Origin of the sequence: Streptomyces sp. NPDC005799 (genome assembly GCF_040630525.1) — a bacterium.
Taxonomy (GTDB): domain Bacteria; phylum Actinomycetota; class Actinomycetes; order Streptomycetales; family Streptomycetaceae; genus Streptomyces; species Streptomyces griseorubiginosus_B.
Window position 1 is genome coordinate 17,754 of the sequence record NZ_JBEXXQ010000038.1, and the last position, 22,211, is coordinate 39,964.

Here is a 22,211-nt window from a genome sequence, read left to right on the forward strand (position 1 = left end):
GCGGTCGGTGTCGGCGACTGTCGACGGCGGCTGGTCGGCATCGGGGCTGCTCATGGGTCGAGCATACGAGCACGAGTCTCACTATACAACTCAAGACTAGTATGTATAGTCCCTGTCGTGACTACTTGTGAACCCATCTCAACGCCCTTCACCGCCTCCAGCACTGCGGACGAGGTACTGCGGGACGTCGACCTCACCGGCGTCCGTGCGATCGTTACGGGAGCCTCCTCCGGAATCGGGATCGAGACGGCCCGCGCCCTGGCCGCTGCCGGGGCGGAGGTGACGCTCGCCGTCCGGAACACGACGGCGGGGGACGCCGTCGCTGAGTCGATCGAGAAGTCGACCGGAGGGATACGGCCCCGAGCCGTCCAGCTCGACCTTGCCGACAAGAGCACCGTCAGGCGATTCGTTGACGCGTGGTGCGGCCGCCCGCTGCACCTGCTGATCAACAACGCGGGCGTGGTCACTGGCGGCCTCGAGCGCACACGCGAGGGCTGGGAGCTGCAGTTCGCGACGAACCACCTTGGCCATTTCGCCCTCGCCACCGGCCTTCGTGACGCCCTGGCCCTGGGGGCGGCAGAGCGCGACGGAGCCCGTATCGTCTCGGTCAGCTCGACGGCACACATGCGTGCCGGCATCGACTTCGACGACCTCCACTTCGAGCGCCGCCGCTACGATCCGCAGATTGCCTACGCCCAGTCGAAGACAGCGAACTCTCTCTTCGCCGTCGAGGCGACGCGCCGCTGGGCGTCCGACGGCATCACTGCCAATGCGGTGAATCCTGGCGGTGTCGCGACGGGACTGCAGCGGAACTTCACAACGCAACAGAAGGAATCGCTCGACGCGGCCGAAGCCGCTGGCGTCTTCACGTACAAAACGGTCGAGCAGGGGGCTGCCACCAGCATGGTTGCGGCCGTCGCCCCGGAGTTCGCGCACTCCGGGGGCCACTACCTCGACGATGCGCAAGAGGCCTACACCGTCACCAACGACGCCGACCTCACGCAGCATCCCCACGGTGTCAAGGAATGGGCGCTCGATCCGGCCATCGCCAAGCGCCTCTGGACGGTCTCGACGGACCTGCTTCGCGTCTGACCGCTACGGCCGCGAACTGCCCAGTGAGACTGATGGATTCCCGCATATTCGCCGGTTGCTTGGCGACGTCGAAGCTACATCTGCAGGGCCGCGTCGATGTCCTGGGTGATGAGCACCTCGGCGGCCCCGGCGTTCACGAAGCCAGCGGCCCCTACACGCCCGCCACCAGTGATGTGGTGGTGCAGGTCGTGTTGGGCCCGACCCGGCACGCGTTCGTCACCGTGGTCCGGCTGCGCTGACCGGTGACCTTGAGATCGGCAGCCGGGAAACTCTTGGCGGGCGGTGAGGGGTACTTGGCACAATTCGGCGTGTGGGAACAGCGCAGCAGACGTCGCGGCAGCACCTTGTATCCCGGGTCCTGCTCAAAGAGTTCACGGTGCCGGAGCCGAAGGGCGGCAGCCGGCAGTTGCTCCCGTTCGACCTGCACCATCCCGGACGCGTGCACAAGCGGATGCCCACCAGCCGGTGCGGCTGGGTCGAGAACTTCGTCGCCGTCGACTCCTCATCCGTTGAGACGCTCTGGGGTGACGTGGAGAGGCGCGTGCCTGCGGCGCTCGCCGCTGTGCGCGCCGGTACTCCGTTCGCTGACCCGCTTCACGTGGAGGTGCTGCGCGACCTGGTCGTGCTCCACTACGTCCGGTCGCTCCACTACCGCGATGTGCACACCAACTCGGTGGAGCGGGCCCGTACGCGCCTGGTCGCCAAAGTAATCACCCTGTACCCGGAGCATCTGCGTCTCGAGGCGTTGCGCGAGACGGGCCTGTATCTGTCCGGCCCGGCTGCCCTGGGGGCCTTCGCTGAGCGTCTCATCGAACGGTCCACGATCATGCGCGACCGCGAGAGTGGCAAGCTCTTCCGCACCAGCATCGAGGACACCTTCCACAAAATGCGGGACCTGGCGTCGACGCGGCGGCTGGAGGTGGTCACGCCCGAGACGGGCCAGTTCCTGATCGGCGACAACCCGGCCCTGACCGTGTGTGTGAAGGAAAGCCGCACCATCTACGGCATGGCGTTCGGTGACGCCCAGACCCTCCTGCTTCCCATCGGCCCGAAGCACCTGCTGTCCCTGGGCACCGAGGACGTCATGCTCACCGTCCCTCAGACGTTCGTCGACCGCCTCAACGCCGTGCAGGTCCACGCCGCGCACCGCTATGTGTACATGCACCCGGAGAGCGGCCTGGAGCCGTTCGTGGAATGCGCCGCACAGCGCCGACCGGCCGGGGACCACACGGCGTGACAGGCGATGTCATCGCTGTACCTCTGTGAAGACCTGCGGCGGCACGTGGGCCGAATCATCCGAGCCGACCGGCTGCCTCAAGTCCAGGTAGCAGCGCAGCCGCACACCGGGCTCGCCCGCGTCGCGGATCGTGTGCTCCGCTGTCGCCGTCGCCCACCGGTCGGCGAGCAGGTGCTGGAAGGCCGGGGCGGTAGCGTCGTCGGCGGCCGCGACGTCGAGGACGACCAGACCCGGATCACGCACGTGCACCTCGTTGATCGGGTTCATGTACGGCACTACGCCCGGGCGCCCGGGGAGAGTTCCGCCGCTGCGGTGTCTTCACCCGACCGAGCGTCAGGCCGTCAGGGGCTGCCGCCGCCCCAGTTCCACCGGCCAGGCCGCCGGGGCGCGGGTCGTACCAGGGCTCGACTGCCGGGCCGAACCGCCCGAGCTCCTGCTTGGTGACCAGGCGCACCTCCCCCCGCCCCGGGTGCGGCCGGTATCGCTCGCAGCGCCGGCATCACTGCATGCCGCCGAGGGGCGGGAAGTTGGGAGAGCTACCGTCGGGAGGGCCCCCGTCCGGGTGTTGGGCGGGAGCGGGTGCGTGAGGGCCGCATCAGGGGGTGCCGGAAGAGGATTTGCCGGGCCTCGCGTCGGCGAGCACTGTTTCGGTGGGACAAGGCGACGACGACGGTCAGCAGGTGCGTGACGGCGAGAACGAGGCGGGGCAGGCCCCACAGGGCCAGGACGGCAAGACCTCTCCATAGCCCGGCGCCGGCACTTGTCTGGACGGCGAGCGAGATGAGGGACGGGGCAGTGACCACCGCGGAGCACCTCCATGGGCTGCGGCGCCGGACCCGCTGCCCGGCACTGACGCCAGGAAAGCTCCCGCCAGGGTTGGCCTTTCAGCGAAGGTGGGCGGTCTGTAAGACGCCACCCGCCCGGGCGGGTGGCGGGGCTAGCGTGTGAGGGTGCCTTCGCCTGATGCCCTCAGCCCCGCGGACGAGGAGCTGATCGATTACGCGGCGGCCCACGGCGGGATCGTGACGCCCAAGCGGCTGCGCATCTGGCGTGCGCGCGGGCTGGTGGAGCGCAATGTCGTGCGGCGTCTCGGCCGTGGCCGCGGCACTGCCTCCCGGCCCGCCGACGGGGCCAAGGAGATGGTGCTCTGGCTGGCCCGCAACGCCAAGCCGGGCGGCCAGCCGGACGATCTGGCCCTGCGGGCGTTCGCGGACGGGATGCCCGTGCCGGAGGCCGCCGTTCGCGCAGCGTTCCGCGCGGCCGTCGACCGCCTCATGACGCAGGCGGAGCAGTCCGGCGAGCTGGCCGGGATCGGGGATCCCCTCGCCTCCTGGAGGACCGCATGAGCGAGAACCCACAGGTCAAAGCCATCCTGGACCACATCGAGACCCGCGAGCGCGAACTGGCCGACCAGGCTGAGCAGTTGAGGACCAGTATCGAAGAACTCACTCGGCAGCTCGGCGAGATCGATGCGGAGAGCGAGAACCTGCGCATCACCCGCAAGACGCTCCTCACTCTCCCGCTGCCCTCACCCGCCACCGGGCCGGACCGCCCCGACATCCCGGACCACCCCGCCTACCAGCAGATCCTCACCGCCCTGACCGACGCGGGCCGGCCGATGCGCGCCCGCGACCTCTGCCAGGCCCTCGACCTGCCGATCCTCCCGAAGAACACCGAAGGCATCCGCTCCAAACTGAAACGCCTGGTCAGCCGGGGCATCCTCATCGAACCCGAACCCGGCTTGTTCGCCCGCCCCGACGCCTGAGGACCAACCCCTCACCCGCGACCAGCGGTCCTTCCCCAACCTCAACCACGAAACGGACAAGAGCTCACGTTCCGCACTCTCAGGCACATCCCCTGATTCAGCGGTAGGGTTGGCGCTTGCGGTGGGTTCCCGAGCGGCCGATTTCCAGGTCCAGCAGCTTGTTCAGTGGTGTGCCGCTGTGCCAGAAGCCGACGAGATCGACGTCGATCAACGTCAACTGGTGGCGGGCCGCGAAGGCACGGGCATGGCGGGTGAACAGGGAGGTAGCGGCGGCGCTGTTCGTTCATCCCCAGACGGTCCGGTAGCGAATGTCGCAACTGCGGGAGCTGTTCCCGACCTCGCATCGCCACACCAGGTCCTCGAACTGACGCTGGCGGTCGGCCTCCAGGTCGGCTGACGCGCGCTCCGAACGTTCACGACCACATCCACGGCCGGTCCGCACAGCGTGCCGGCCTCGCCCTTGGCCGTCAGCCAGTGCATCACAGCTGATCTCATTTGGTGAGTCTCCGGTCGCAGATCAGAGTGCTGGCGATTCTGGTGAAGGCGAGGAAGTGCTCGGCCTTGCGCTCGAGCGGCGGCGCAGGCGGCGGCATCCGGCGAGCCAGTACATCCCGCTCTGCGGTTCAGCAGTGGCGGCCCAGACGGGTCGAGCACTCGATCCCCTTGCGGGCGATGCGGTGCCCGATGCCCCGGCTACGTGACCATCGCCGCCGGTGGTCGAGTCGTACACCTTGTCGGCGTGGAACTTTCCCGGCCTGCGCCGTCGGCGTCCGCGCCGGGAGCGGATCGGCGGTGTACCCGTTACCAGCGGGTTTGGCGCCTGGCTGTCGTACAGGTTCGCCTCCCGAGATTCCGGAGGACAGGGGCAGACCGGTTCGCTTCGTCATCAAGTGGATCTTCGAGTCACTTGCCACGGTCGACAGGGTTCGGGTCAGTCAGGTACCGCTTTTCAGCGCCCGCATGTTCACCGAGTCGATCGCGCAGCGGGACCAGTCCAGCTCGCCGCGGGCACCGAGCTCGTCGAGGACCAGGCGATGAAGCCTGGCCCACACCCTGGCCTTCGTCCACTCGGCGAAGCGCCGGTGAGCGGTCGGTCCCGACGGACCGAACGACGCGGACGGCAACTGCTGCCACGTGCATCCCGACGTGGCCACGAACACGATCGCCGCCAGCACCTCCCGGTCGCCGTGCCGCCGCCGGCCGCCACCCTGAGGACGAGACGGAGCCTCCGGGACCACCCGCTGAAACAGTTCCCACAACTCATCCGGCACGAGCCGCTCAACGATCGAGACCACGACGGAGAGCCTACCAAATGAGATCGCACATACAAGACAGTGATCTCGAGAAATAAGTACTACTCATCAAGGATGCTCGCTTGCCAGACTCGACGAGTATTGGACCAGTGAGTGATCGGCGATCACACCTCGTAGTCACTCTAGCTGCAGTGATCGTTCTCTGCACGACGAGATCTGACACTTCCCCATGTCGGCAGTGTTGCACCCAGGAAAAATAAGTATGCCTATCACCTTGACGCGTGTGCGCATCCGCCCCGATAAATACAACTCATAAGTACCGGGGTTCGGAGGAGGAGCACCACAGATGAGACCCCTACGCATCAGAGCGGGGGCAGTGAAGGCGCTCGCAGCGGCGGCTGTCGTCTTCGCAGCCGTACTGCCTGCCCAACCTGCCTACGCGGCAACGACGAACTTCTACGTCGACCCGGTCAACGGCAGCGACAGCAACTCGGGAACCAGCACTGCCGCAGCGTTCAGGACCGTACAGGCCGCCCAGGCCGCGGTCCGGGCCGTCAACACGAACATGTCCGACGACATCGTCGTGAACCTGCGCGGCGGCACCTACTCCCTCACGGCCCCCATCACCTTCGGCACCAGCGACTCTGGCACGAACGGCCACACGGTCGTCTACCAGGCCTACAACGGGGAGACGCCCGTCATCACCGGCGGCAAGGCGATCACCGGGTGGACCGCGTCGGCCAACGGCGAGTACAAGGCGTCCGTGGGCAGCCTCAACTTCCGGCAGCTGTACGTCAACGGGGTCCGCGCCACCCGGGCCCGCTTCCCCGACGTCGGCACGGACTTCCAGCTCCAGGGCAGCGACAAGCCCAACAAGCTGCTAAAGGTACTCAGCTCGCAGGTCTCCAACTGGGACCACCTCAGCCAGGTCGAGATGATGCTGGAAACACAGTGGGGCGAGAGCTACCTGCGGCTGAAGTCGTTCACCTCCGCCAACGGCATCGCCAACGTGTCGATCCAGGACCACGAGGCGGGCATCCTCTTCCCGCGCCCCTGGCCCCAGCTCTCCGACGGCTCTCCCCTGCACTTCGAAAACGCCCACGAATTCCTCAACGAACCGGGCGAGTTCTACGTCGACACAGCCGCGCAGACCCTCTACTACAAACCCCGCCCCGGCGAGGACATGTCCACGGCCTCCGTGCAGGCGCCCACGATCAAGACACTCTTCGACATCAAGGGCACCAGCCTCGACAGCCCCGTCCACGACCTGCGCTTCTCCGGGATCACCTTCTCCGGGACCACCTGGATGGAAGCGACCGACAACGGCTACCTCAACGGCCAGGGCGGCAACTACAACATCTCCGCCGACACCTCCAACCACCAGTACGTGGGCCGCCCGTCGGCCGGGGTCCAGGCGGCGGACGCCGACCGTGTCTCCTTCACCGGGAACACCTTCACGCAGATGGGGGCCACGGCCCTCGACCTGTCCCACGGCGTGCACGACAGCACCGTGACCGGGAACCTCATCTACGACATCGCCGGCAACGGGATCATGGTCGGCAAGTTCTCCGACCCGACCGTGGAGATGCACACCATCTACAACCCGCCCACCTCACCGGCAGGTGAGGACGCCCGGGAGGTGGTCAAGAACGTCACGGTGAAGGACAACCTGATCACCCAGATCGGTGAGGACTATCCCGGAACCGCGGGCATCGACGCGGGCTTCGTCAACAGCACCACCATCGACCACAACGACATATCCGACACACCGTGGGCGGGTATCTCGCTCGGCTGGGGCTGGCAGTCGGCGGCCAACGCCGAAGGCAACAACAGCATCAGCTACAACCGGATCGGCAACGTGATGAACCGGCTGTGCGACTCCGCCGCCATCTACCACCTCTCCAACGACCCGGGCACCGTCATCAACGGCAACTATGTCCACGACGTGCTGAGAACGCCGACCGCCTGCGGCAATGCCGTGGCCGGCCTCTACACGGACGAGGGGTCGAACAACATGACCCTCTCGAACAACGTGCTGTCGCAGACGGACGGTCTCGTCAACCAGAACGCCAACGGCTCCAACGTCACCCTCACCAACAACACGACGTCCGGCGACACGGTCATCAAGGCCTCCGGTCTCGAGTCCGCCTACCAGGGACTGGCGACGAAGCTCAACCTCGCCTACAACAAGCCGGCGTCCGCATCGTCGGTCTACGCTTCATACACCCCGCCCTCCAACGCCGTCGACAACAACGGTACGACCGGCTGGTCGCCGACCGGCAGCGACACCTCGGCCTGGTGGCAGGTCGACCTGGGGCAGGCCTACCAGCTCGGACAGTTCTCCCTGACCACCCGCCAGGACCTGGACCAATCCTCGACCCGGGGCAACTTCGAGGTCCGGGTGTCCAACGACCCGTCCTTCGCCACGTACACCGTCGTGGGACGCCAGACCAGCACCCTGCCGCTCGCGGCCACCCTCACCGGTGACATCAACGTCCGCCAGGCCTTCCGCTACGTCCGCGTCGCCAAGACCGACGGGGCCTACTTCTTCATCACGGACTTCTCTGTGCAGCGGGCGGGCGGGGCGCTGGAGGACTCCACCGGCACGCCGAACACCAACCCGTCGACCTACTACTCGATCAAGAACGTCAACAGCGGCCTGGTGATGGACGTCAACGGCGCGTCCACCGCCGACGGCGCGAGCGTCATCCAGTGGCCGAACTCGGGCAATGCCAACCAGCAGTGGACCATCGTTCCGGTCAGCGGACAGCTCAACAAGATCGTGAGCAGGAACAGCGGCAAGGTCCTCGACTTCGGCTGGGCCAGCCACTGGAGGGGCACCGCGCTGCAGCAGAGCACCTACAACGGCAGCAACAACCAGCTGTGGTACTTCGAGCCGACCACCGGTGGATACCTGATCCGCAACTTCGAGAGCAAGCAGATCCTGGAGGTGAGCAACGGCTCGACCGCGAACGGGGCCACCATCGATCAGTACATGCCCCTGAATCAGTCCAACCAGGCTTGGACGATCCAGTGACAGGGTGACCGACACAGGACGGCAGACGGTGGGGCGGGGGGCCAGAACCTCCCGCCCCACCGTCGCCGCGCACCGGCCATACCGTACGGCGGGCGACACCAGGGACCTATCGCGACCCTCTTTTAAGGCGCCCTGAATTCCCGGTGGAGCTGAGAATCGGCCGACGCATAGTTGCGCGACATTCCAATCGCAGCTGTCGGCGTCGCGGTAGGCGTGGGCGTCCCGCATTTCAGACCGGATCCGTCAGGGTGCGTGAGCCAGAACCGGCTGCACGCCTGCCGGCCGGTGGGCGGACAGTGCAGCGGCCATCCAACCGGCCGCACGGTCACGGGGCGCAGGTCGGCGAGTTCGTCTGAGGCGTTCAAGGGGACGAGCCACCACGCCCGGTCGACGACCGGATCGGCGAGCACGGGCCCGCGGTGCGCTTCACTGATCCCGCTGCGTGCCTGCATGCCGGTGACGAGCAGCGTTTCGGCCGCGAGCCACCTTGTACCGGAGGGGATGGGAGCGAGGGCCTCAACATGCCAGGCCTCGCGAACGAAGTCCGGGTGCGTGGAGCAGTCGGCGAGCCACGCCTCCCCGGCCTCGTACACGGCGGTGAACCGCATCCTCGGGTGGGCCATGACCAGCACGTTAGGGAGAGCGGAGAATCAGAGGACGGGGGCCGCTTCCCACAGCAGAATGCGGAAGATCCGGCCGGGCTCGTACAGCAGCGCCTGGCGGGCGATACGGGCGCGAACGGCGTCCTCAACGTCGCGAGGCGACAGTTGAAGTTCGGCGTAGTGCCCGAAGACGTGGCGGGCGTACTGCGGGGTGTGCAGCATGCCGGCCACCATCGACCCCTGCCAGGCCCGCAGTTCGGTGGACCGTTCGTTACTCGATCGTGAGGACGTCCTGCACCGGCCGGTGCCCGGCGCGCAGCTGGCGGCGCCAGGACCGCGTATGCGTCTCGAGGCCCTGCAGGCGGTGGGTGACAGTCGAAGCCATGCCTGCGCCAACGGCCGCTTGCCCTCATTGATGGGGGCGGCCGTCAGAGGGGCGGGGGAGTGAGGCAGCGCAACAGTTCGTCCGCGGCGCGGCGCGCGGTGTCGGCGCTCGCTGCGGGGTGGAAGAGCAGGCTCCTGAGGAAGCCGATGACGAGGGTCGCGGCCGCTTCGGGGTCGAGGTCGGCGCGGAAGTGGCCGCCATCCCGGCCGGCGCGCAGGATCTCCACGAGGTACTCCCGCCACGCGATGTCGCTGGCCGCCAGCGTCTCGCACACCGTCTCGTCGCGCACCGCGCGGGTGTTGAGCTCGTTGAGGACCACGAACTGCTGCCGGTTGTCGTCGAACTGGTCCAGGACGACTCCCATGTGCCGCGACAGGTGCGTACGCGGATCGAGGTTGGCGCTCTCCTGCAGGGGCGGCACCTGGTCGAGACGTCCGACGATCCTGTCCACGACGGCTGCGACGAGCGCCTCCTTGGACGGGAAATGGTAGTGCAGGGTGGCGATGTTGATGCCGACGACGTCGGCGACCTCCCGTACCCGAAAGCCCTCGAAGCCCTTCTGAGCGATCAGATCCTCGGCCACCGCCACGATCTGCAGACGCCGCTGGTCACCGGCGTTTCCTCCTCGCTGCTGCCTGCGCTCGCCCTGCATGATCACCCTTCACTCGGTTGTCCATCAAGTGATTGATGGATACTCTACCCGACACCGTTCTCCAGCATCTGATGGAGAGCCTATTCCGTCCGTGGAGGATCCATGGCTTCCCCGTCCCCCGTTCTCGGCCCGCAGGCCCCGGCCCGTGCCGGCTGGCTGGTCCTGCTGATCATCGGGGCAGCACAGTTCATGGTGGTGCTCGACGGCACCGTCGTGAACGTCGCGCTGCCCGCGATCGAGAAGGACCTCGGCTTCGCCGGCTCCGACCTGCAGTGGGTCATCAACGCCTATGTGCTGGCGTTCGGCGGCCTACTGCTCCTGGGCGGCCGGCTCACCGACGTCATCGCGGGCCGGACGGTGTTCCTGGCCGGCCTGGTCCTGTTCTGCCTCGCCTCCCTGGCCTGCGGCCTGGCGACCTCCCCAGGCATGCTGCTTGCCGCCCGCGCGGTCCAGGGCGTCGGCGGCGCCCTGCTCTCACCCGCCGGACTGTCACTGGTCACCCGCGCCTTCACCGGCGCCCGCCGGGACGTCGCCCTTGGCGTGTGGGGAGCGATCGCCGGCGTCGCCGGAGCGGCCGGAGTACTCCTGGGCGGATTCCTCACCGACGGCCCCGGCTGGCCGTGGATCTTCTACATCAACCTGTTCGTCGGAACCCTGGTATTTCCCGGCGTCGTGCTCCGCATCCCCCGCACGGCCGCGAGCGGCACCGCCCGTCTCGACCTGCCCGGCGCCACACTGATCACCCTCGCCCTGGTGGCCCTCGTCCTGGCCGTCGTGCGCAGCGAGGATGACGGCTGGACCGCACCGACCGTCCTGACCGGGTTCTTCAGCAGCGCCGTACTGCTGGCCGGGTTCGTCCTCCTCGAACGACGCGTGCACCAGCCGCTGGTGCCACTGACCGTCTTCCGCCTGCGCAACCTCGCCATCGGCAATGCCGTCAACCTGCTCCTCGGCGTCGTCATGCTGGCCACCTTCTTCCTGCTGACCCTCTACCTGCAGCAGGTCCACGGCGACAGCGCCCGCGAGGCGGGCGTGGCCTACCTCCCCCTGGCCGTCGCCATCATGCTCACCAGTGCCGTGTGTTCGCAGCTGCTGCCGCGGACTGGTCCGCGCCCGCTGCTGATCGCCGGTGCCCTGCTGCTCAGCGGGAGTCTCTTCTGGTTCGCGCAGCTCGAAGTGGATTCCTCGGTGGGCACCTACTTCATCGCCCCAAGCGTCGTCTGGGGCGCCGGCATGGGCCTGGCCGCCGTAGCCGCGCTGTCGGCGGCCACCCAGGACCTCGGCGGCGAGGGCGAGTCGGGCCTGGCCTCCGGTCTGGTCAACACCACCCTGCAAATCGGCGGCGCGATCGGCCTCGCCGCACTGAGCACCTTCGCCTTCGACCGCCTCGACGACCGCCTCGCCCGGCACCAGCCCTACCCCGTCGCCCTGCTGGACGGACTGACCTTCGCCCTGCGGATCGCCGCCGCCGTCGCCCTCGCCGCCGCAGCACTCGCCCTGGCCGTCACCCGGCCCGGTACGGCCCGCACACCGGTCGAGGCCGCCGCGGTACGCCCCGGCGCCTGACACAAGAAGGCGTATCTGCTCCGCGCGGCAACAGCACCGCCAGTGTGACGTCGCCTGCGCAGGTCCCTCCTCCCCACGAATGAAGGCTCGCCCGTGAAGGGCCATACACCCTTCCATCATCTGCTTGATTGGAAGCGTGGACGTGGCTCTCGCTGCACCTAGAAACGGACTGCTCATGACCTCTACCCCGCCGCTCGATGGCCCGAAGACCTGCGATGCGAGCGCGATGATGGAGATCCACCGCATGCTGCTGCAGTCCTTCGACGAGGCCACCGCGCTTGTCGAAGGCGTGCGGGAAGGTGACACCGTCCATGCCGAAGCCGTTGCCGTGCAGCTGCACTTGATCTCCACCGCGCTGCACGCGCACCATGAGGGCGAGGACTCCCGCCTGTGGGACATGATCGACACGCGGGCGCCCGCGTGCTTCTTGCACGTGGAGCGGATGAAGGTGCAGCACGCCCAGATGCTCGTGCAGCTTGAGGCCTTCGACCGGGCGGTGCCGCCCTGGCGGGCCTCGGCCGGGGCAGCCGAAGCCGAGCCGGTCAAGGCCGCGCTCGCGGGTGTGTGTGCCGCACTCGCCGCGCACTTCCCTGACGAGGAGGTCCACATCGTGCCGGTCATGGAGCACGTGCTGACCCAGCCCGAGGAGAAGTGGTTCAGCAAGCACGGCCGCAGGGCCACACCCCAGGGGCAGGGCTGGAACATGCTCGGCGCCATCCTGGCTGCCCAACCCGACGGGGGCACGGCCTGGCTACGGAAGAACATGCCCGGCCCCGCGGGCCTGGTGTGGCGATACGTCGGCGCGCCCCGATATGCCCGTTTCCGCGCTGCGCTCGCAGGCCGCCGCCCCTGACACAGCCCGCCGATCCGCTGCAGGGCGAGTGGCGTGTCGGCCGACGAGAGATGCCCCGGGCGGCATCTCCGGGGGCGCAACAAGATCTATTAAGTACTTTTCGTCAAGGGAGGGTGATCACGCGGCGCAGCCGTGTCCTAGGCGGCCAGGGGAACCGGACCTCCTAGCGACAACGCGGCGGCCTCTCCCATGACCGGTCTCCATTGTCGGACGATACGGGCGTATCCGCGCGCCCGTCCGACAACGAAGGTTTCAAGTGCTGTGCGGTGCCTCGATGCCCGAGGAACGCTCGAGCCCGCCCGATCGCCGATGCCGGGAGGCGGGATGGCAGAGCCGGTCAGGCTGACGAGGCCGGTACGCCATACGCGGCCAGAAACACTCGAACGCCGTGGTCGGCGAGGCGCTTCGGGCTGCGTCGGCAGTCTCCCGGGACAGCGGCTGGCAGAAGAGCTCACCGCGTGTGTGGCGGTGCGGCGGCCTCGTCGAGCCAGAAGCGTTCCGCGGCCCGCCTCAAGTCCACGACGCGGCGGGCCAGGCCGACGGTGTCAGCTCACGGCACTGCCCTTCTTCCAGGCACCCCAGTCGACGTTCCAGTCCCCGTACCCGTTGTTGGTCGCCACGGTGTCCTTGGACTTGACGACGGTGACCGGGTCGCCGTAATTCACGCGATCAAAGAACCACTTGGCGTCGGCGGTGCTCATCCCGATGCAACCGTGACTGCCGTTGACCCTGCCGAACTTGCCCTCGTTCCAGGGAGCTGCATGCGTGTAGGTACCCGAAGGAGTGAGTTGAACATCCCACTTGACCGAGCCCAGGTCGTACGCCTCGGGTCCAAAGATGCCGACCGTGGACGAGTTCATCCGGATGCTCGGGACCTTGCTCAGCACGACCATGGTGCCGTTCCAGGTCTCAAAGGTCTTCTTGCCGGTGGAGACGGGGATGGTTCGCACCACCTTGCCGTTCTCGCTGAGGCGCAGCGTCTTCTTGACGACGTCGACCGTGGTGAGGACGGACTTGCCGACAGTGAAATCGATCTCGCGCTTCTGCGTGCCGACCAGGTCGCCGTTCTCCACCCCGACCAGGTCCATCCTGAACTTCACCTTGGTACCCGGCTTCCAGTAGTCCCTGGGCCGGTAGTCCACGCGGTCCTTGCCGTCCCGGTCCTTCAACCAGCTCCAAGAGCCCTCGACTTCCGAGGAGGAGGTGACGCTGAGCCTCCGCTCGACCGCCGCCTTGTCGTGAATGGGCTTGTTGAACACCACTGACACCGGGAGGGCGACGCCGACGGTCGAGCCCGGATTCACGTTGTAGGTGCCGACGAAGATGTCCTTCTTGCTCACCGTCGTGAAGCTGCTGCTGCGGGAGACCTTGGTGCCGTCGGAGGCGGTGAGTTCGGCCTTGAGCGTGTAGGTGGTGCCGTACGCCGTGCCGTGGGCCGAGGTCCAGGTGCCGCCGTCGGCGGACACGTTGCCGTCGAGGGTCTTGCCGTCGCGAGTGGCGACGGTGACCGAGGACAGCTTGCCGTCCTGGGCCTTCACGACAAGCGGCTCGTCAGCTATGACCTCGTCGCCCTTCACCACCGGAGAGAGCGAGACGGCCGCTGACCGCGTCGCCTTGCCTGGGGTCGCCCCTCCGTCCCTCGCCTTCGAGTCGTCCGATGCCGAGGCACCCTGACTGCACGCCGCCAGCGTGACAAGTCCGGCTACGGCGAGGGCGACGTACCCGAGCCGCCTGCGTCGGGTTGGTGGGCTTGCGGGTGCCAGGGGGCCGCGTCGGCTGTGCTGCACTGCCGTCCTCCGTTCACATTAGAACTAAGTCAATTAGTAGACGCACAACGGCCCTCACTGGGTTCCCATGAGCTCTACTAAGTGCGTTAATTCACTTGCGGGTATGATGGAGTCGCGGACAGGCCTCCCGCAACGCTCGAACGGGACAGCGATCGACAGACCAACCATGGGCAGGCACATCTAGCCACCGGGCACAGGGCTCGCGGCGACCGAAAAGACTGCTCGGATTGGGGGTGCACTTCATACCAGACACCAAACCCACGTTTCTACGAAGTCAGTTCGCAGACTAAGATGACGGCTCACCGTTGGCACCCGCGCCGCCCGTCCCTCTCACGCACTGGGCCCCGCGGCGGCGGACGGTTGCGCCCTTGGAGGAACAGCACTGTGCGCACATGGCCTCTCCGACGATGGCTGGTGGCCGCCGCGGTCACCGTTCTGGCAGCACTCGTCATCGGCGTGCCCACGGGGGTGGTTTCGACGCCCTTCTACACTCGGATGACTCCGGTGTTGTGGTGGAACTACCCGGTGTGGGCGTTCAGTTCCGTCCTGGAGGGACTCGTGGTCGCGACGTATGTACGCCCCCGCGCCGCGGCGCTTCCCGCGCAGGTCGGCAGCTCTCTGATACCGCTCGGTGAAGCGGCCTGGAATCCCGCGTCCGGGGAGGTCCGATCCCGGGAGGAGCGGGCCGCCGAGCGCCCCCTGACCGCCCGGGCCCTGCTCGGGGGTATCGGGTCGACGCTCGCCGTCGGCTGCCCGATCTGCAACAAGCTGGTGGTGCTGGCCATCGGCGTGAGCGGCGCGCTGTCGTACTGGGCGCCAGTGCAGCCGGTGCTGGCCCTGGCCTCCGTCGCCCTCCTCGGCTACGCGCTCGTGCGCCGCCTGCGGTCGGCCGAGGTCTGCGCACTCCCCTCGTGAAGCCCCGGATCTCCGCCGCCCTGTGCACGCTTGCCCCGGCCGTCGGCGGCGGTGTGCTGCTGCACGCGGCCTCTCCAAGGTGCCCGCCGTCTTGCGGCCAGCATTGACCTCCGTCACCCGCCGCACGCCCATCAGCGCGTTGGCACGTGAACGGAGCATCAGTTTCTGCAGGTTACGGATCCTCTTAAGGTCCCCGGCCTGCGATGCCGCGAGGATCCGCTGCCTCAGACGCCGTACGTCCTTCTCAACCGTTTGCCACTGCACGGCGTCCCAGTCGAGGGGCCCGTGCTCAGGTCCGTTCACCACAGCCGCCTCGGTTTCGACAGCGTCCGTCTCCACCGTGACCGTGGTGTCCAACTCATCCCTCGGTTCCCGCGTCGTTCATCATCGTTCCTCGCAGGCTCACCCGACCCGCGCCGGCACCCTTTCAGACCGGAGCAAAGGCTCCTATCCGGCCAGTTATGCGGGTGCCGCTGACGGAGGAGTCAGCCTCGGGCTCCCGGTTTCCTGCTGCCTTTCGGCCACCGGCATTCGCTTCTCGGGTCGTCCTGCTCCCGCCACGGACATCCCCGTTCCTCACGGTCCGCCTACCAGTCCAGCGCATGCCAGCCTGGGCCATGACGGGGTTGTCACGTTCCGCATGAGTGAGCTACGACCGGGTTGGGCGCCCTCTGTACCCGGGGGCCGGTGGTGCGCTCCCGGCTGACCTAGCTTCCCCAGCCGGCACCCGGCGCCTCGCAGCGGCCGGCCCCTGCTCTCCCGCTGCCACATCCCATCGGCAGAAGTCTGTGTAACGAGGCATCAACGAGGGTTCATGTTCTTCACCCGTCCGGTCTTCCCCAGCCTGTAATCCACGGATGGAACGCGGATCCTTGCCTGTTCCCCGAGCTTCGCATGCCGCAGTTACCCGCAGCGCACGCCGAGGGCAGGGACGGTCCTTGCGCACGGGACCGGGCACTACACCTTCGACATCAGTCGAACCTCCTCCGATGAGTCCCACTCATCTCATGCGACCTCGTGTCGCACCGCCAGCGTCCAGCCGTTCTTCCCCGGCAGCTCCCCCACCAGCCCCTCGGCGAATTGCGTGAAGACCGCATGTGGTGCCGGCCAGTTGAAACTGGGCGTCAGCGACGGCCGCAGCCGGATCCTCGGCTGGGCGGAGCTTCAGTGGAGAGGGCCTTCGTCCGCCTGCACGCGGAAGGGCGCGAGCGGACTCGTAGTGACCCCATTGAGCGCCATGTGCGCCTCCGTCCTGGCGCGGGCTGAGCACGCATGCATCGGAGTCAGCCCGTTCAACAGCCACTTCTCGGTCGGGCGGATTCGACAGATCGCGCAGTGGGCGTACGGGCGTTTCGCGCGGGTCGACTTCTTCGTCCCGGATGGCCCGAGCGCGTACACGTTGCAGGCCCTGGGGTACCCGCCGGAACGAGCGCGGAGTGGAAGGCGCGCAGGCAGGGACAGCACACCCGCAACAGGATCAGCAGCGCGCTGCCCGCCCGGGCGACCGCCGTGTTCCCGGTCACGGGGCCACCGCCGTGAGCTCCGGTTCGGGACGTGCGGTCAGGCGGCCCGAGCGCGCCAGCAGCCCGACGCAGCCGGCGCAGAACGCGCCCGTCGCCGTGAGCACCCACCAGGTCAACTCCGGGCACCCCAGGCGGTCGGCGGCGTCCCAGACGGCGCCGGTGGTCAGGTTGCCCAGGGTGATTCCCAGGCCGGCGATGGTGTTGTACAGCCCGTAGTGGGTGGCGACGAGGCGTCCGCCGGCGAGGGAGACGACGGTGTCCATCTCGAACGGGTAGACCATCGCGGTGCCCAGACCCAGCAGGGCGACCGCCACGAACAGCGGTGCCAACGCCGCCGCCCAGGCCAGTGGGCCGCTGTCCCGGCCGGCCGGTCCGGTGTCGATGAGCAGGGGGAGGAAGGCCGCGCCCATGAGCGCGATGCCGTACACGATGGCGCGCTGGGACGACCAGCGCGCCCGAGCCCATGCGGTGATCTTCAGCTGGCCGGCCACGGCGACCGCGGCCGAGACCGCGAACAGCGCCGTGGTCACCGCATCGCCCCGGTCCGGAGCGGCACGGTGCGCCTGAAACGGCAGCGCCAGGTACACCTGGAAGGACAGGACGTACGAGCCGATCATGGCGAGGGCGAAGAGGAGGAACGGGCGGTTGGCGACGACCGTGCGCCAGTCGGCGAGCACACCGCCACCGCCGGGCTCGGCTCGTGATGTGCCCTTGCTGGCGGGCAGCATGCGCAGCTGAATCACCGTCAGGACAAGGAACAACAGGGCCGCCACGGAACAGATGAGCCTGAAGTCGGCGGTGAGCAGAGCGAGTCCGACCAGCGGGCCGACGAACATCCCCGCCTGGTAGAAGACGTTGAAGGCCGCGAACGCCTCCACGCGCCGCTCCCCCGCCTCCTGCGCGAGATACGCGCGAACCGCCGGATTGAACAGCGCACCCGCGAAGCCGGTCGCCGCCGACGCCACGACGAGCGCGGACAGCGAGCTGACGAAGCCGAGCAGGCCGAAGCCGACGGTCCGCAGCACGAGCCCTGTCACGATCACAGGCTTGTAGCCGAGCCGGTCGGCGAGCGTCCCGCCGACAAGGAACATGCCCTGCTGGGCGAAGTTGCGCACGCCCAGCACCAGGCCGACCGCCCAGGCGGCCAGGCCCAGGCCGTCCGTGAGATGAACTGCCAGGTAGGGCATGAGCATGTAGAAGGCGGTGTTGATGGTGAACTGCTGGATCATCAGCAGACGGATACACCCGTTGAACGAACGGAACTGCGCGGCAAGGGACTTCATCACGCGGCTCCCTCGGGCACAGCAACGTCGGTACAGCGGGTCCAACGCTCCACCGTCCTCTCGCCCGGGTGGAGGATCTCGTCCGGCTCGGACGCCGGGAAGCGTCGGAGAAGGTCGTGCCGACGGCAGTAGTCGTCGCTGTAGACGGTGTTCCAGTAGCGGTGCACGCCGTCGGGAAAGATCGCCGCGATCCGGGTCCGCTCCGGCTCGGTACGCGCCAGCCAGTTCGCCACGAGCGCCACCGCGCCCACGCTCCAGCCACCGCTGGCGTAGTGGCCGCGGGCCAGTTGACGGCAGGTCCACACCGCCTCCCCCGGGGCCACCCAGTGGACCTCGTCGAAGGCCGCGTGGTCGACGTTGGCGGGATGGATGCTGCTGCCGAGGCCGCGCATCAGGCGGGGTCCGGCTGGCTGGCCGAAAACGGTGGAGTTCACCGAGTCGACGCCGACGAGCCTGAGTTCCGGGTTGAACGTCCGCAGGGTGCGAGCGATGCCCGCCGAGTGGCCGCCGGTGCCGACCGCCGCGACCAGGACGTCGATCCGGCCGAGCTGGACGACGAGTTCCAGCGCCAGAGGAGCGTACGCAGCAACGCTGTCCGGGTTGTTGTACTGGTCGGGGCACCAGGCCGACGGCGTACGGGCGAGCAGTTCGCGTACGCGCTCGCGGCGCGCCTCCTGCCAGCCGCCCACCGGATGCGGCTCTGTGACCAGGTCCACGTGCGCTCCGAGCGCGCGCAGCTGGTGCACCATCAGCGGCTCCATGCCGGGGTCGGAGACCAGGGTGACCGGATGACCGTACGTGATCCCGGCCAGGGCGAGGCCGAGGCCGAGGGTGCCGCTGGTGGACTCGATGATCGGGGCGCCCGGGGTGAGGTCGCCCCGTCTGCGGGCCGCGGCGACCATGTGGAGCGCGGGGCGGTCCTTGATGCCGCCGGGGTTGGCGCCCTCCAGCTTCGCCCAGAAGCCGCGGCCCGCCGGGTTGAAGGGCTCTCCGATGAAGAGGACGGGGGTGTTGCCGACCATGCCGGCCGGGGACCGCCGCGGCGCTCCGGCCGGTTCGGGAATTTCGTGTGCTGCGAGGAACGAGGTGATGTCGTGCGACGTGATGCCGCGCAGGGCAGTGCTCATGTGGGGGTCCTCTCGCGGCCCCGCTCGCGCTGGGGCCGCGTGTCTGCCGTACGGGTGAATGTGCCGGATGGCCCAGCGGTTGCTGGGCGGCACGGTCACGTACGGCTGACGCAGACCAGGTTCAGCAGGTGGGAGCCGCCGGGAGGCGGCACGACCGCCGGATTCCCTCCCCCTGGCGGGGCGCCCGACATCACGAGGTCCATCACGCGGTGACGCAGGGAAAGCAGCACGATCAGCGTGAACGCCAGGAGCAGTGTCCCGGCGGGTACACGCGTGTCGGCGGGCCAGTCGGCCGGATCGCAGCACGCGATGCCGTGCTCCGAATGCCCGTCCACCGCGTGGGTAAGGGCGCAGTCCACTGCCTCCCACGCGGACCGCAGGCTGTCCGCTCGGGCCTCCTCGTGCACCGCCGACGCGGACACTGTCGTGGCGTGCGCGTGCCCGCCGGCCGGATGCCCGGCGCACGCGACAGCGTGGGCCAGGAGCATCAGCACCAGACCCACGAGGAGGGCGAGGGCCGGCCTGCGCACCCTCGCGCAGCCGGCAGATTCCTGCGGCATGCGACAGATCGTAAGCAGAACATCACGCTCCGGCAGCTTACGTCCACGTATGGGCGAAGAATTCCGCCTTCGTGTCACCCAACCGGATCTGCCACTAAATTCTTTAGTTACTACGAGGGGTCACAGACGGTTCCGACCTGATGCAGGACGACAGGACGGGACCAGACGGTGAGCCGGGTGAGAGCGCCGAATCCCCGGATCCGCATCACGGCTCGACGCTGGATGACGCAGCGCTGCCCTCCTCCCGCGGCCGTGCGGGCTCCGCCTGGTCGGGTGCGAATCTCGTCGACTCGCCGGGCGCTCTCCCGGCCGCCGTCCAAGGGGACGCGCCCGCGCTCCGGCCCGCGCTGGCCCGTACCGCCAGACACAGCTGCAACCCGGCCGCGGGGGCCGTCCCTGCGCCGGATTCCCTGCAGACAATCCGCTGCTGATCGGCAGCGCCCTCCCGGACTCCGCGTCCCGCACCTCCGCTGCCAACCCACCGCCCAGCGGTGAACACGGGCTGCTCGGGAGGCACTTCGCGCACCATCGCACTCCCCTCACGAAGAGCACGAGGCCGATCATGCCGACCTTCATCGAGCACGCCCGCACCGTTCCCGCCAGGATCTCGCCCCGCAGAGAGCTTTTCGACCGGAAGGACCGACGCGTCAGAATCGGCTCGATCACAGGCGCATCACCCGCCGCATGGTGAGGGCGAGTTCATCGAGCTTCTCGTCCGCCCTCTGCGAGTCCGAACGGGCGGCGTTCAACACACAGTTCCTGGAGTGTTCGTCGAGCAGGCCCAGGGCGACCTCCTGCAGGGCACGGGTGATGGCGCCGATCTGGGTGAGAACATCGATGCAGTACCGGTCCTCGTCGACCATGCGCGTCACCCCGCGCACCTGGCCCTCGATCTTGTGCAGTCGGGACAGATGATCCGCCTTCTGGTCGTGGTAGCCCGGCGGTTCGGACACCGACGGGCGCGGACCGCGACTTGGGGCTGTGGCCATCGCCGTGCGCCTCCTCTCCTTCGCTCCGTACGAACTGGAGGGGTCTGCAGTTCATCCTGGGCCGCGGATACCCCAACCCCGTAGGGGCCTGCCGTCCCGTCCGCAGGGCCGACAGGCCCCTGTGCGCGTCGCCGCCCGCGCCGGGAGGGTGGCGGTACCACGCGCGACGCGCCCTTCGCCCGCCGCCCCTGCGTGCCGGTCCCCGAGGAGATGAGTCCCGTTGACTTCCTCCCCTGCCTAAAGGCGGGGGATTCCAGCGGTCGCCCGCTGGGGTTCCTGCTTCACCGACGACCGCCCCGTCCGGGAGGACTCCCGTTGAGGTCTTACACCGTCTCCACAGGCAGCAGCCGCCAGCCCGGCGGCCAGAAGGTTGCGTGCCGCGTTCACGTCCCGATCGTGCACCACGTCGCAGTGCTCGCACGTCCACTCGCGGACGTTCAGCGGCAGCTTCCCGCGGACCGTGCCGCAGGCCCCGCACAGCTTCGAGCTGGGGAAGAAGCGGTCGATCACGACGAGTTCGCGCCCGTACCAGGCGCACTTGTACTCCAGCATCATGCGCAGGTCCGTCCAGGCCGCATCCGAAATCGCGCGCGCCAGGCGCCCGTTCTTCAGCAGGTTGCGGACGGTCAGGTCCTCGATCACGACCACTTGGTTCTCGTGGACGATGCGCGAGGTCAGTTTGTGCAGGAAGTCCCGGCGCCGGTCGGCGATCCGCGCGTGGATGCAGGCAACCTTCCTGCGGGCCTTGGCCCGGTTCGCGGAGCCCTTCGCCTTGCGCGACAGCTCCCGCTGGGCGCGGGCCAGGCGGGCACGGTCCCCGCGTTCGTGCCGGGGGTTGGAGATCTTCTCCCCGGTGGACAGGGTCACCAGCGAGGTGATCCCGGCGTCCAGACCGACCGTGTTCGCGGTCGCGGGGGCCGGGGGGATGGTGTCCTCGCACAGCAGGGACACAAACCAGCGTCCCGCCGCATCCCGGGACACCGTCACCGTGGTCGGTACCGCACCCTCGGGCAGCGGACGCGACCAGCGGATGTCCAGCGGATCCGTCATCTTCGCCAGCGTCAGCCGCCCCTCGCGCCAGGTGAAGGCACTGCGGGTGTACTCGGCCGACGCCCGGGACTTCTTCCGCGACTTGTAGCGCGGATACTTCGCCCGCTTGGCGAAGAAGTGGGCGAACGCCGTCTGCAGATGCCGCAGCGCCTGCTGCAGCGGAACGGAGGACACCTCGGTCAGGAAGGCCAGTTCCTCGGTCTTCTTCCACTCGGTCAGGGCGGCGGAGGACTGCACGTAGGAGATCCGGCGCTGCTCGCCGTACCAGGCCCGGGTGCGCTCCTCCAGTGCCTTGTTGTACACCAGGCGGACACAGCCGAACGTACGCGACAACTCCGCCGCCTGCCCGTCCGTGGGGTAAAAGCGGTACCTGAACGCCCGCTTGACCTGCTCCGGCATACCTCACACTGTATCAGATTCCGTGTGAGCCCTAGGTATCGGCTGGCTGCCGGCAAACGCCAGTTCGCCCCGGCGGCGAACCGGCTCTTCCTGCCCTGCTCCGCAGGAACTTCGTTTCCTCCCCCGGCTGAAGCCG

General features: G+C 68.2%; 19 protein-coding genes and 3 pseudogenes. 10 read left to right on the plus strand and 12 right to left on the minus strand.

Going from position 1 to position 22,211, the window contains the following annotated elements; all coding sequences use genetic code 11:
• Positions 1-117: 117 nt before the first annotated feature.
• The 3 genes from ABZ453_RS32230 (at position 118) to ABZ453_RS32240 (ending at position 2,329) form a co-directional block, all read left to right on the plus strand.
• A complete protein-coding gene (locus tag ABZ453_RS32230; protein WP_359020444.1) occupies positions 118-1,092 on the plus strand; it encodes an SDR family NAD(P)-dependent oxidoreductase in 975 nt (324 codons plus the stop codon).
• 32 nt (positions 1,093-1,124) lie between these two features.
• Positions 1,125-1,331: a hypothetical protein gene (locus tag ABZ453_RS32235; protein ID WP_359020446.1), complete on the plus strand. Its 207-nt coding sequence runs from the start codon at positions 1,125-1,127 to the stop codon at positions 1,329-1,331.
• Between the two features lie 71 nt (positions 1,332-1,402).
• The gene (locus tag ABZ453_RS32240; protein WP_359020448.1) at positions 1,403-2,329 is read left to right on the plus strand and encodes a DUF4238 domain-containing protein; all 927 of its coding nucleotides are present in this window, start codon (positions 1,403-1,405) and stop codon (positions 2,327-2,329) included.
• 9 nt (positions 2,330-2,338) lie between these two features.
• Here the strand turns inward: ABZ453_RS32240 and ABZ453_RS32245 are convergent, their stop codons facing one another.
• Entirely contained in the window at positions 2,339-2,596 is a 258-nt protein-coding gene (locus ABZ453_RS32245) for a DUF6207 family protein (RefSeq protein WP_359020450.1), read from the minus strand.
• A gap of 683 nt (positions 2,597-3,279) precedes the next feature.
• Here ABZ453_RS32245 and ABZ453_RS32250 point away from each other — a divergent pair.
• Together ABZ453_RS32250 and ABZ453_RS32255 are read left to right on the plus strand one after the other, a co-directional pair.
• Positions 3,280-3,675: a hypothetical protein gene (locus tag ABZ453_RS32250; RefSeq protein WP_359020452.1), complete on the plus strand. Its 396-nt coding sequence runs from the start codon at positions 3,280-3,282 to the stop codon at positions 3,673-3,675.
• Complete coding sequence (locus ABZ453_RS32255) at positions 3,672-4,094, plus strand: hypothetical protein (protein ID WP_359020454.1); 423 nt, start codon at positions 3,672-3,674, stop codon at positions 4,092-4,094. The genes ABZ453_RS32250 and ABZ453_RS32255 overlap by 4 nt, the downstream gene beginning before the upstream one ends.
• A gap of 491 nt (positions 4,095-4,585) precedes the next feature.
• On the opposite strand, the pseudogene ABZ453_RS32260 reads toward ABZ453_RS32255, so the two are convergent.
• A pseudogene (locus ABZ453_RS32260) lies at positions 4,586-5,413 on the minus strand (IS5 family transposase).
• A gap of 280 nt (positions 5,414-5,693) precedes the next feature.
• Here ABZ453_RS32260 and ABZ453_RS32265 point away from each other — a divergent pair.
• Positions 5,694-8,384 (plus strand): RICIN domain-containing protein, encoded by a 2,691-nt coding sequence (locus ABZ453_RS32265; RefSeq protein WP_359020456.1) that lies wholly within the window; start codon positions 5,694-5,696, stop codon positions 8,382-8,384.
• Between the two features lie 122 nt (positions 8,385-8,506).
• Here ABZ453_RS32265 and ABZ453_RS32270 read toward each other — a convergent pair whose 3' ends face one another.
• The 3 genes from ABZ453_RS32270 to ABZ453_RS32280 all read right to left on the minus strand — a co-directional run bounded on the left by ABZ453_RS32270 (position 8,507) and on the right by ABZ453_RS32280 (position 10,023).
• On the minus strand, positions 8,507-9,007 hold the full coding sequence (locus ABZ453_RS32270) for a hypothetical protein (protein WP_359020458.1): 501 nt from the start codon (positions 9,005-9,007) through the stop codon (positions 8,507-8,509).
• Positions 9,008-9,034: 27 nt separating this feature from the next.
• Entirely contained in the window at positions 9,035-9,208 is a 174-nt protein-coding gene (locus ABZ453_RS32275; RefSeq protein ID WP_359020460.1) for a Scr1 family TA system antitoxin-like transcriptional regulator, read from the minus strand.
• A 206-nt stretch (positions 9,209-9,414) separates the two neighbouring features.
• The gene (locus tag ABZ453_RS32280) at positions 9,415-10,023 is read right to left on the minus strand and encodes a TetR/AcrR family transcriptional regulator (RefSeq protein WP_359020599.1); all 609 of its coding nucleotides are present in this window, start codon (positions 10,021-10,023) and stop codon (positions 9,415-9,417) included.
• A 102-nt stretch (positions 10,024-10,125) separates the two neighbouring features.
• On the opposite strand from ABZ453_RS32280, the gene ABZ453_RS32285 reads away from it, so the two are divergent.
• Together ABZ453_RS32285 and ABZ453_RS32290 are read left to right on the plus strand one after the other, a co-directional pair.
• Positions 10,126-11,589, plus strand: coding sequence for a DHA2 family efflux MFS transporter permease subunit (locus ABZ453_RS32285; protein ID WP_359020462.1), 1,464 nt, complete (start codon positions 10,126-10,128; stop codon positions 11,587-11,589).
• Positions 11,590-11,725: 136 nt separating this feature from the next.
• Complete coding sequence (locus ABZ453_RS32290) at positions 11,726-12,442, plus strand: hemerythrin domain-containing protein (protein WP_359020464.1); 717 nt, start codon at positions 11,726-11,728, stop codon at positions 12,440-12,442.
• A gap of 545 nt (positions 12,443-12,987) precedes the next feature.
• On the opposite strand, the gene ABZ453_RS32295 is transcribed toward ABZ453_RS32290, so the two are convergent.
• The gene (locus ABZ453_RS32295; RefSeq protein WP_359020466.1) at positions 12,988-14,022 is read right to left on the minus strand and encodes an Ig-like domain-containing protein; all 1,035 of its coding nucleotides are present in this window, start codon (positions 14,020-14,022) and stop codon (positions 12,988-12,990) included.
• 591 nt (positions 14,023-14,613) lie between these two features.
• On the opposite strand from ABZ453_RS32295, the gene ABZ453_RS32300 reads away from it, so the two are divergent.
• Positions 14,614-15,144 carry a hypothetical protein gene (locus ABZ453_RS32300; RefSeq protein ID WP_359020468.1) on the plus strand — a complete coding sequence of 177 codons (531 nt, stop codon included), beginning with the start codon at positions 14,614-14,616 and terminating at the stop codon, positions 15,142-15,144.
• An 81-nt stretch (positions 15,145-15,225) separates the two neighbouring features.
• Here the strand turns inward: ABZ453_RS32300 and ABZ453_RS32305 are convergent.
• Positions 15,226-15,408, minus strand: a pseudogene (locus ABZ453_RS32305) (reverse transcriptase N-terminal domain-containing protein); the annotation flags it as partial.
• Between the two features lie 955 nt (positions 15,409-16,363).
• On the opposite strand from ABZ453_RS32305, the pseudogene ABZ453_RS32310 reads away from it, so the two are divergent.
• Positions 16,364-16,570: pseudogene (locus ABZ453_RS32310) on the plus strand (tRNA-dependent cyclodipeptide synthase); the annotation flags it as partial.
• A 93-nt stretch (positions 16,571-16,663) separates the two neighbouring features.
• On the opposite strand, the gene ABZ453_RS32315 reads toward ABZ453_RS32310, so the two are convergent.
• From ABZ453_RS32315 to ABZ453_RS32335, 5 genes are all read right to left on the minus strand, one after another.
• A complete protein-coding gene (locus ABZ453_RS32315; protein WP_359020470.1) occupies positions 16,664-17,950 on the minus strand; it encodes an MFS transporter in 1,287 nt (428 codons plus the stop codon).
• Positions 17,950-19,077, minus strand: a complete 1,128-nt coding sequence (locus ABZ453_RS32320) for a PLP-dependent cysteine synthase family protein (protein WP_359020472.1) — start codon at positions 19,075-19,077, stop codon at positions 17,950-17,952. Before ABZ453_RS32320 ends, ABZ453_RS32315 begins: the two co-directional genes overlap by 1 nt.
• 95 nt (positions 19,078-19,172) lie before the next feature.
• The gene (locus ABZ453_RS32325; protein ID WP_359020474.1) at positions 19,173-19,637 is read right to left on the minus strand and encodes a hypothetical protein; all 465 of its coding nucleotides are present in this window, start codon (positions 19,635-19,637) and stop codon (positions 19,173-19,175) included.
• Positions 19,638-20,299: 662 nt separating this feature from the next.
• A complete protein-coding gene (locus ABZ453_RS32330; protein WP_359020476.1) occupies positions 20,300-20,626 on the minus strand; it encodes a metal-sensitive transcriptional regulator in 327 nt (108 codons plus the stop codon).
• Between the two features lie 237 nt (positions 20,627-20,863).
• Positions 20,864-22,075: an RNA-guided endonuclease TnpB family protein gene (locus ABZ453_RS32335; RefSeq protein ID WP_359020478.1), complete on the minus strand. Its 1,212-nt coding sequence runs from the start codon at positions 22,073-22,075 to the stop codon at positions 20,864-20,866.
• Positions 22,076-22,211: the final 136 nt, after the last annotated feature.

Coding starts and splice junctions, on each gene's coding strand:
- ABZ453_RS32235 (WP_359020446.1), top strand. CDS start 1,125: ATGGATTCCCGCATATTCGCCGGTTGCTTGGCGACGTCGAAGCTACAT.
- ABZ453_RS32245 (WP_359020450.1), bottom strand. CDS start 2,596: ATGAACCCGATCAACGAGGTGCACGTGCGTGATCCGGGTCTGGTCGTC.
- ABZ453_RS32255 (WP_359020454.1), top strand. CDS start 3,672: ATGAGCGAGAACCCACAGGTCAAAGCCATCCTGGACCACATCGAGACC.
- ABZ453_RS32265 (WP_359020456.1), top strand. CDS start 5,694: ATGAGACCCCTACGCATCAGAGCGGGGGCAGTGAAGGCGCTCGCAGCG.
- ABZ453_RS32270 (WP_359020458.1), bottom strand. CDS start 9,007: ATGGCCCACCCGAGGATGCGGTTCACCGCCGTGTACGAGGCCGGGGAG.
- ABZ453_RS32275 (WP_359020460.1), bottom strand. CDS start 9,208: ATGCTGCACACCCCGCAGTACGCCCGCCACGTCTTCGGGCACTACGCC.
- ABZ453_RS32280 (WP_359020599.1), bottom strand. CDS start 10,023: ATGCAGGGCGAGCGCAGGCAGCAGCGAGGAGGAAACGCCGGTGACCAG.
- ABZ453_RS32285 (WP_359020462.1), top strand. CDS start 10,126: ATGGCTTCCCCGTCCCCCGTTCTCGGCCCGCAGGCCCCGGCCCGTGCC.
- ABZ453_RS32315 (WP_359020470.1), bottom strand. CDS start 17,950: ATGAAGTCCCTTGCCGCGCAGTTCCGTTCGTTCAACGGGTGTATCCGT.
- ABZ453_RS32320 (WP_359020472.1), bottom strand. CDS start 19,077: ATGAGCACTGCCCTGCGCGGCATCACGTCGCACGACATCACCTCGTTC.
- ABZ453_RS32325 (WP_359020474.1), bottom strand. CDS start 19,637: ATGCCGCAGGAATCTGCCGGCTGCGCGAGGGTGCGCAGGCCGGCCCTC.
- ABZ453_RS32330 (WP_359020476.1), bottom strand. CDS start 20,626: ATGGCCACAGCCCCAAGTCGCGGTCCGCGCCCGTCGGTGTCCGAACCG.
- ABZ453_RS32335 (WP_359020478.1), bottom strand. CDS start 22,075: ATGCCGGAGCAGGTCAAGCGGGCGTTCAGGTACCGCTTTTACCCCACG.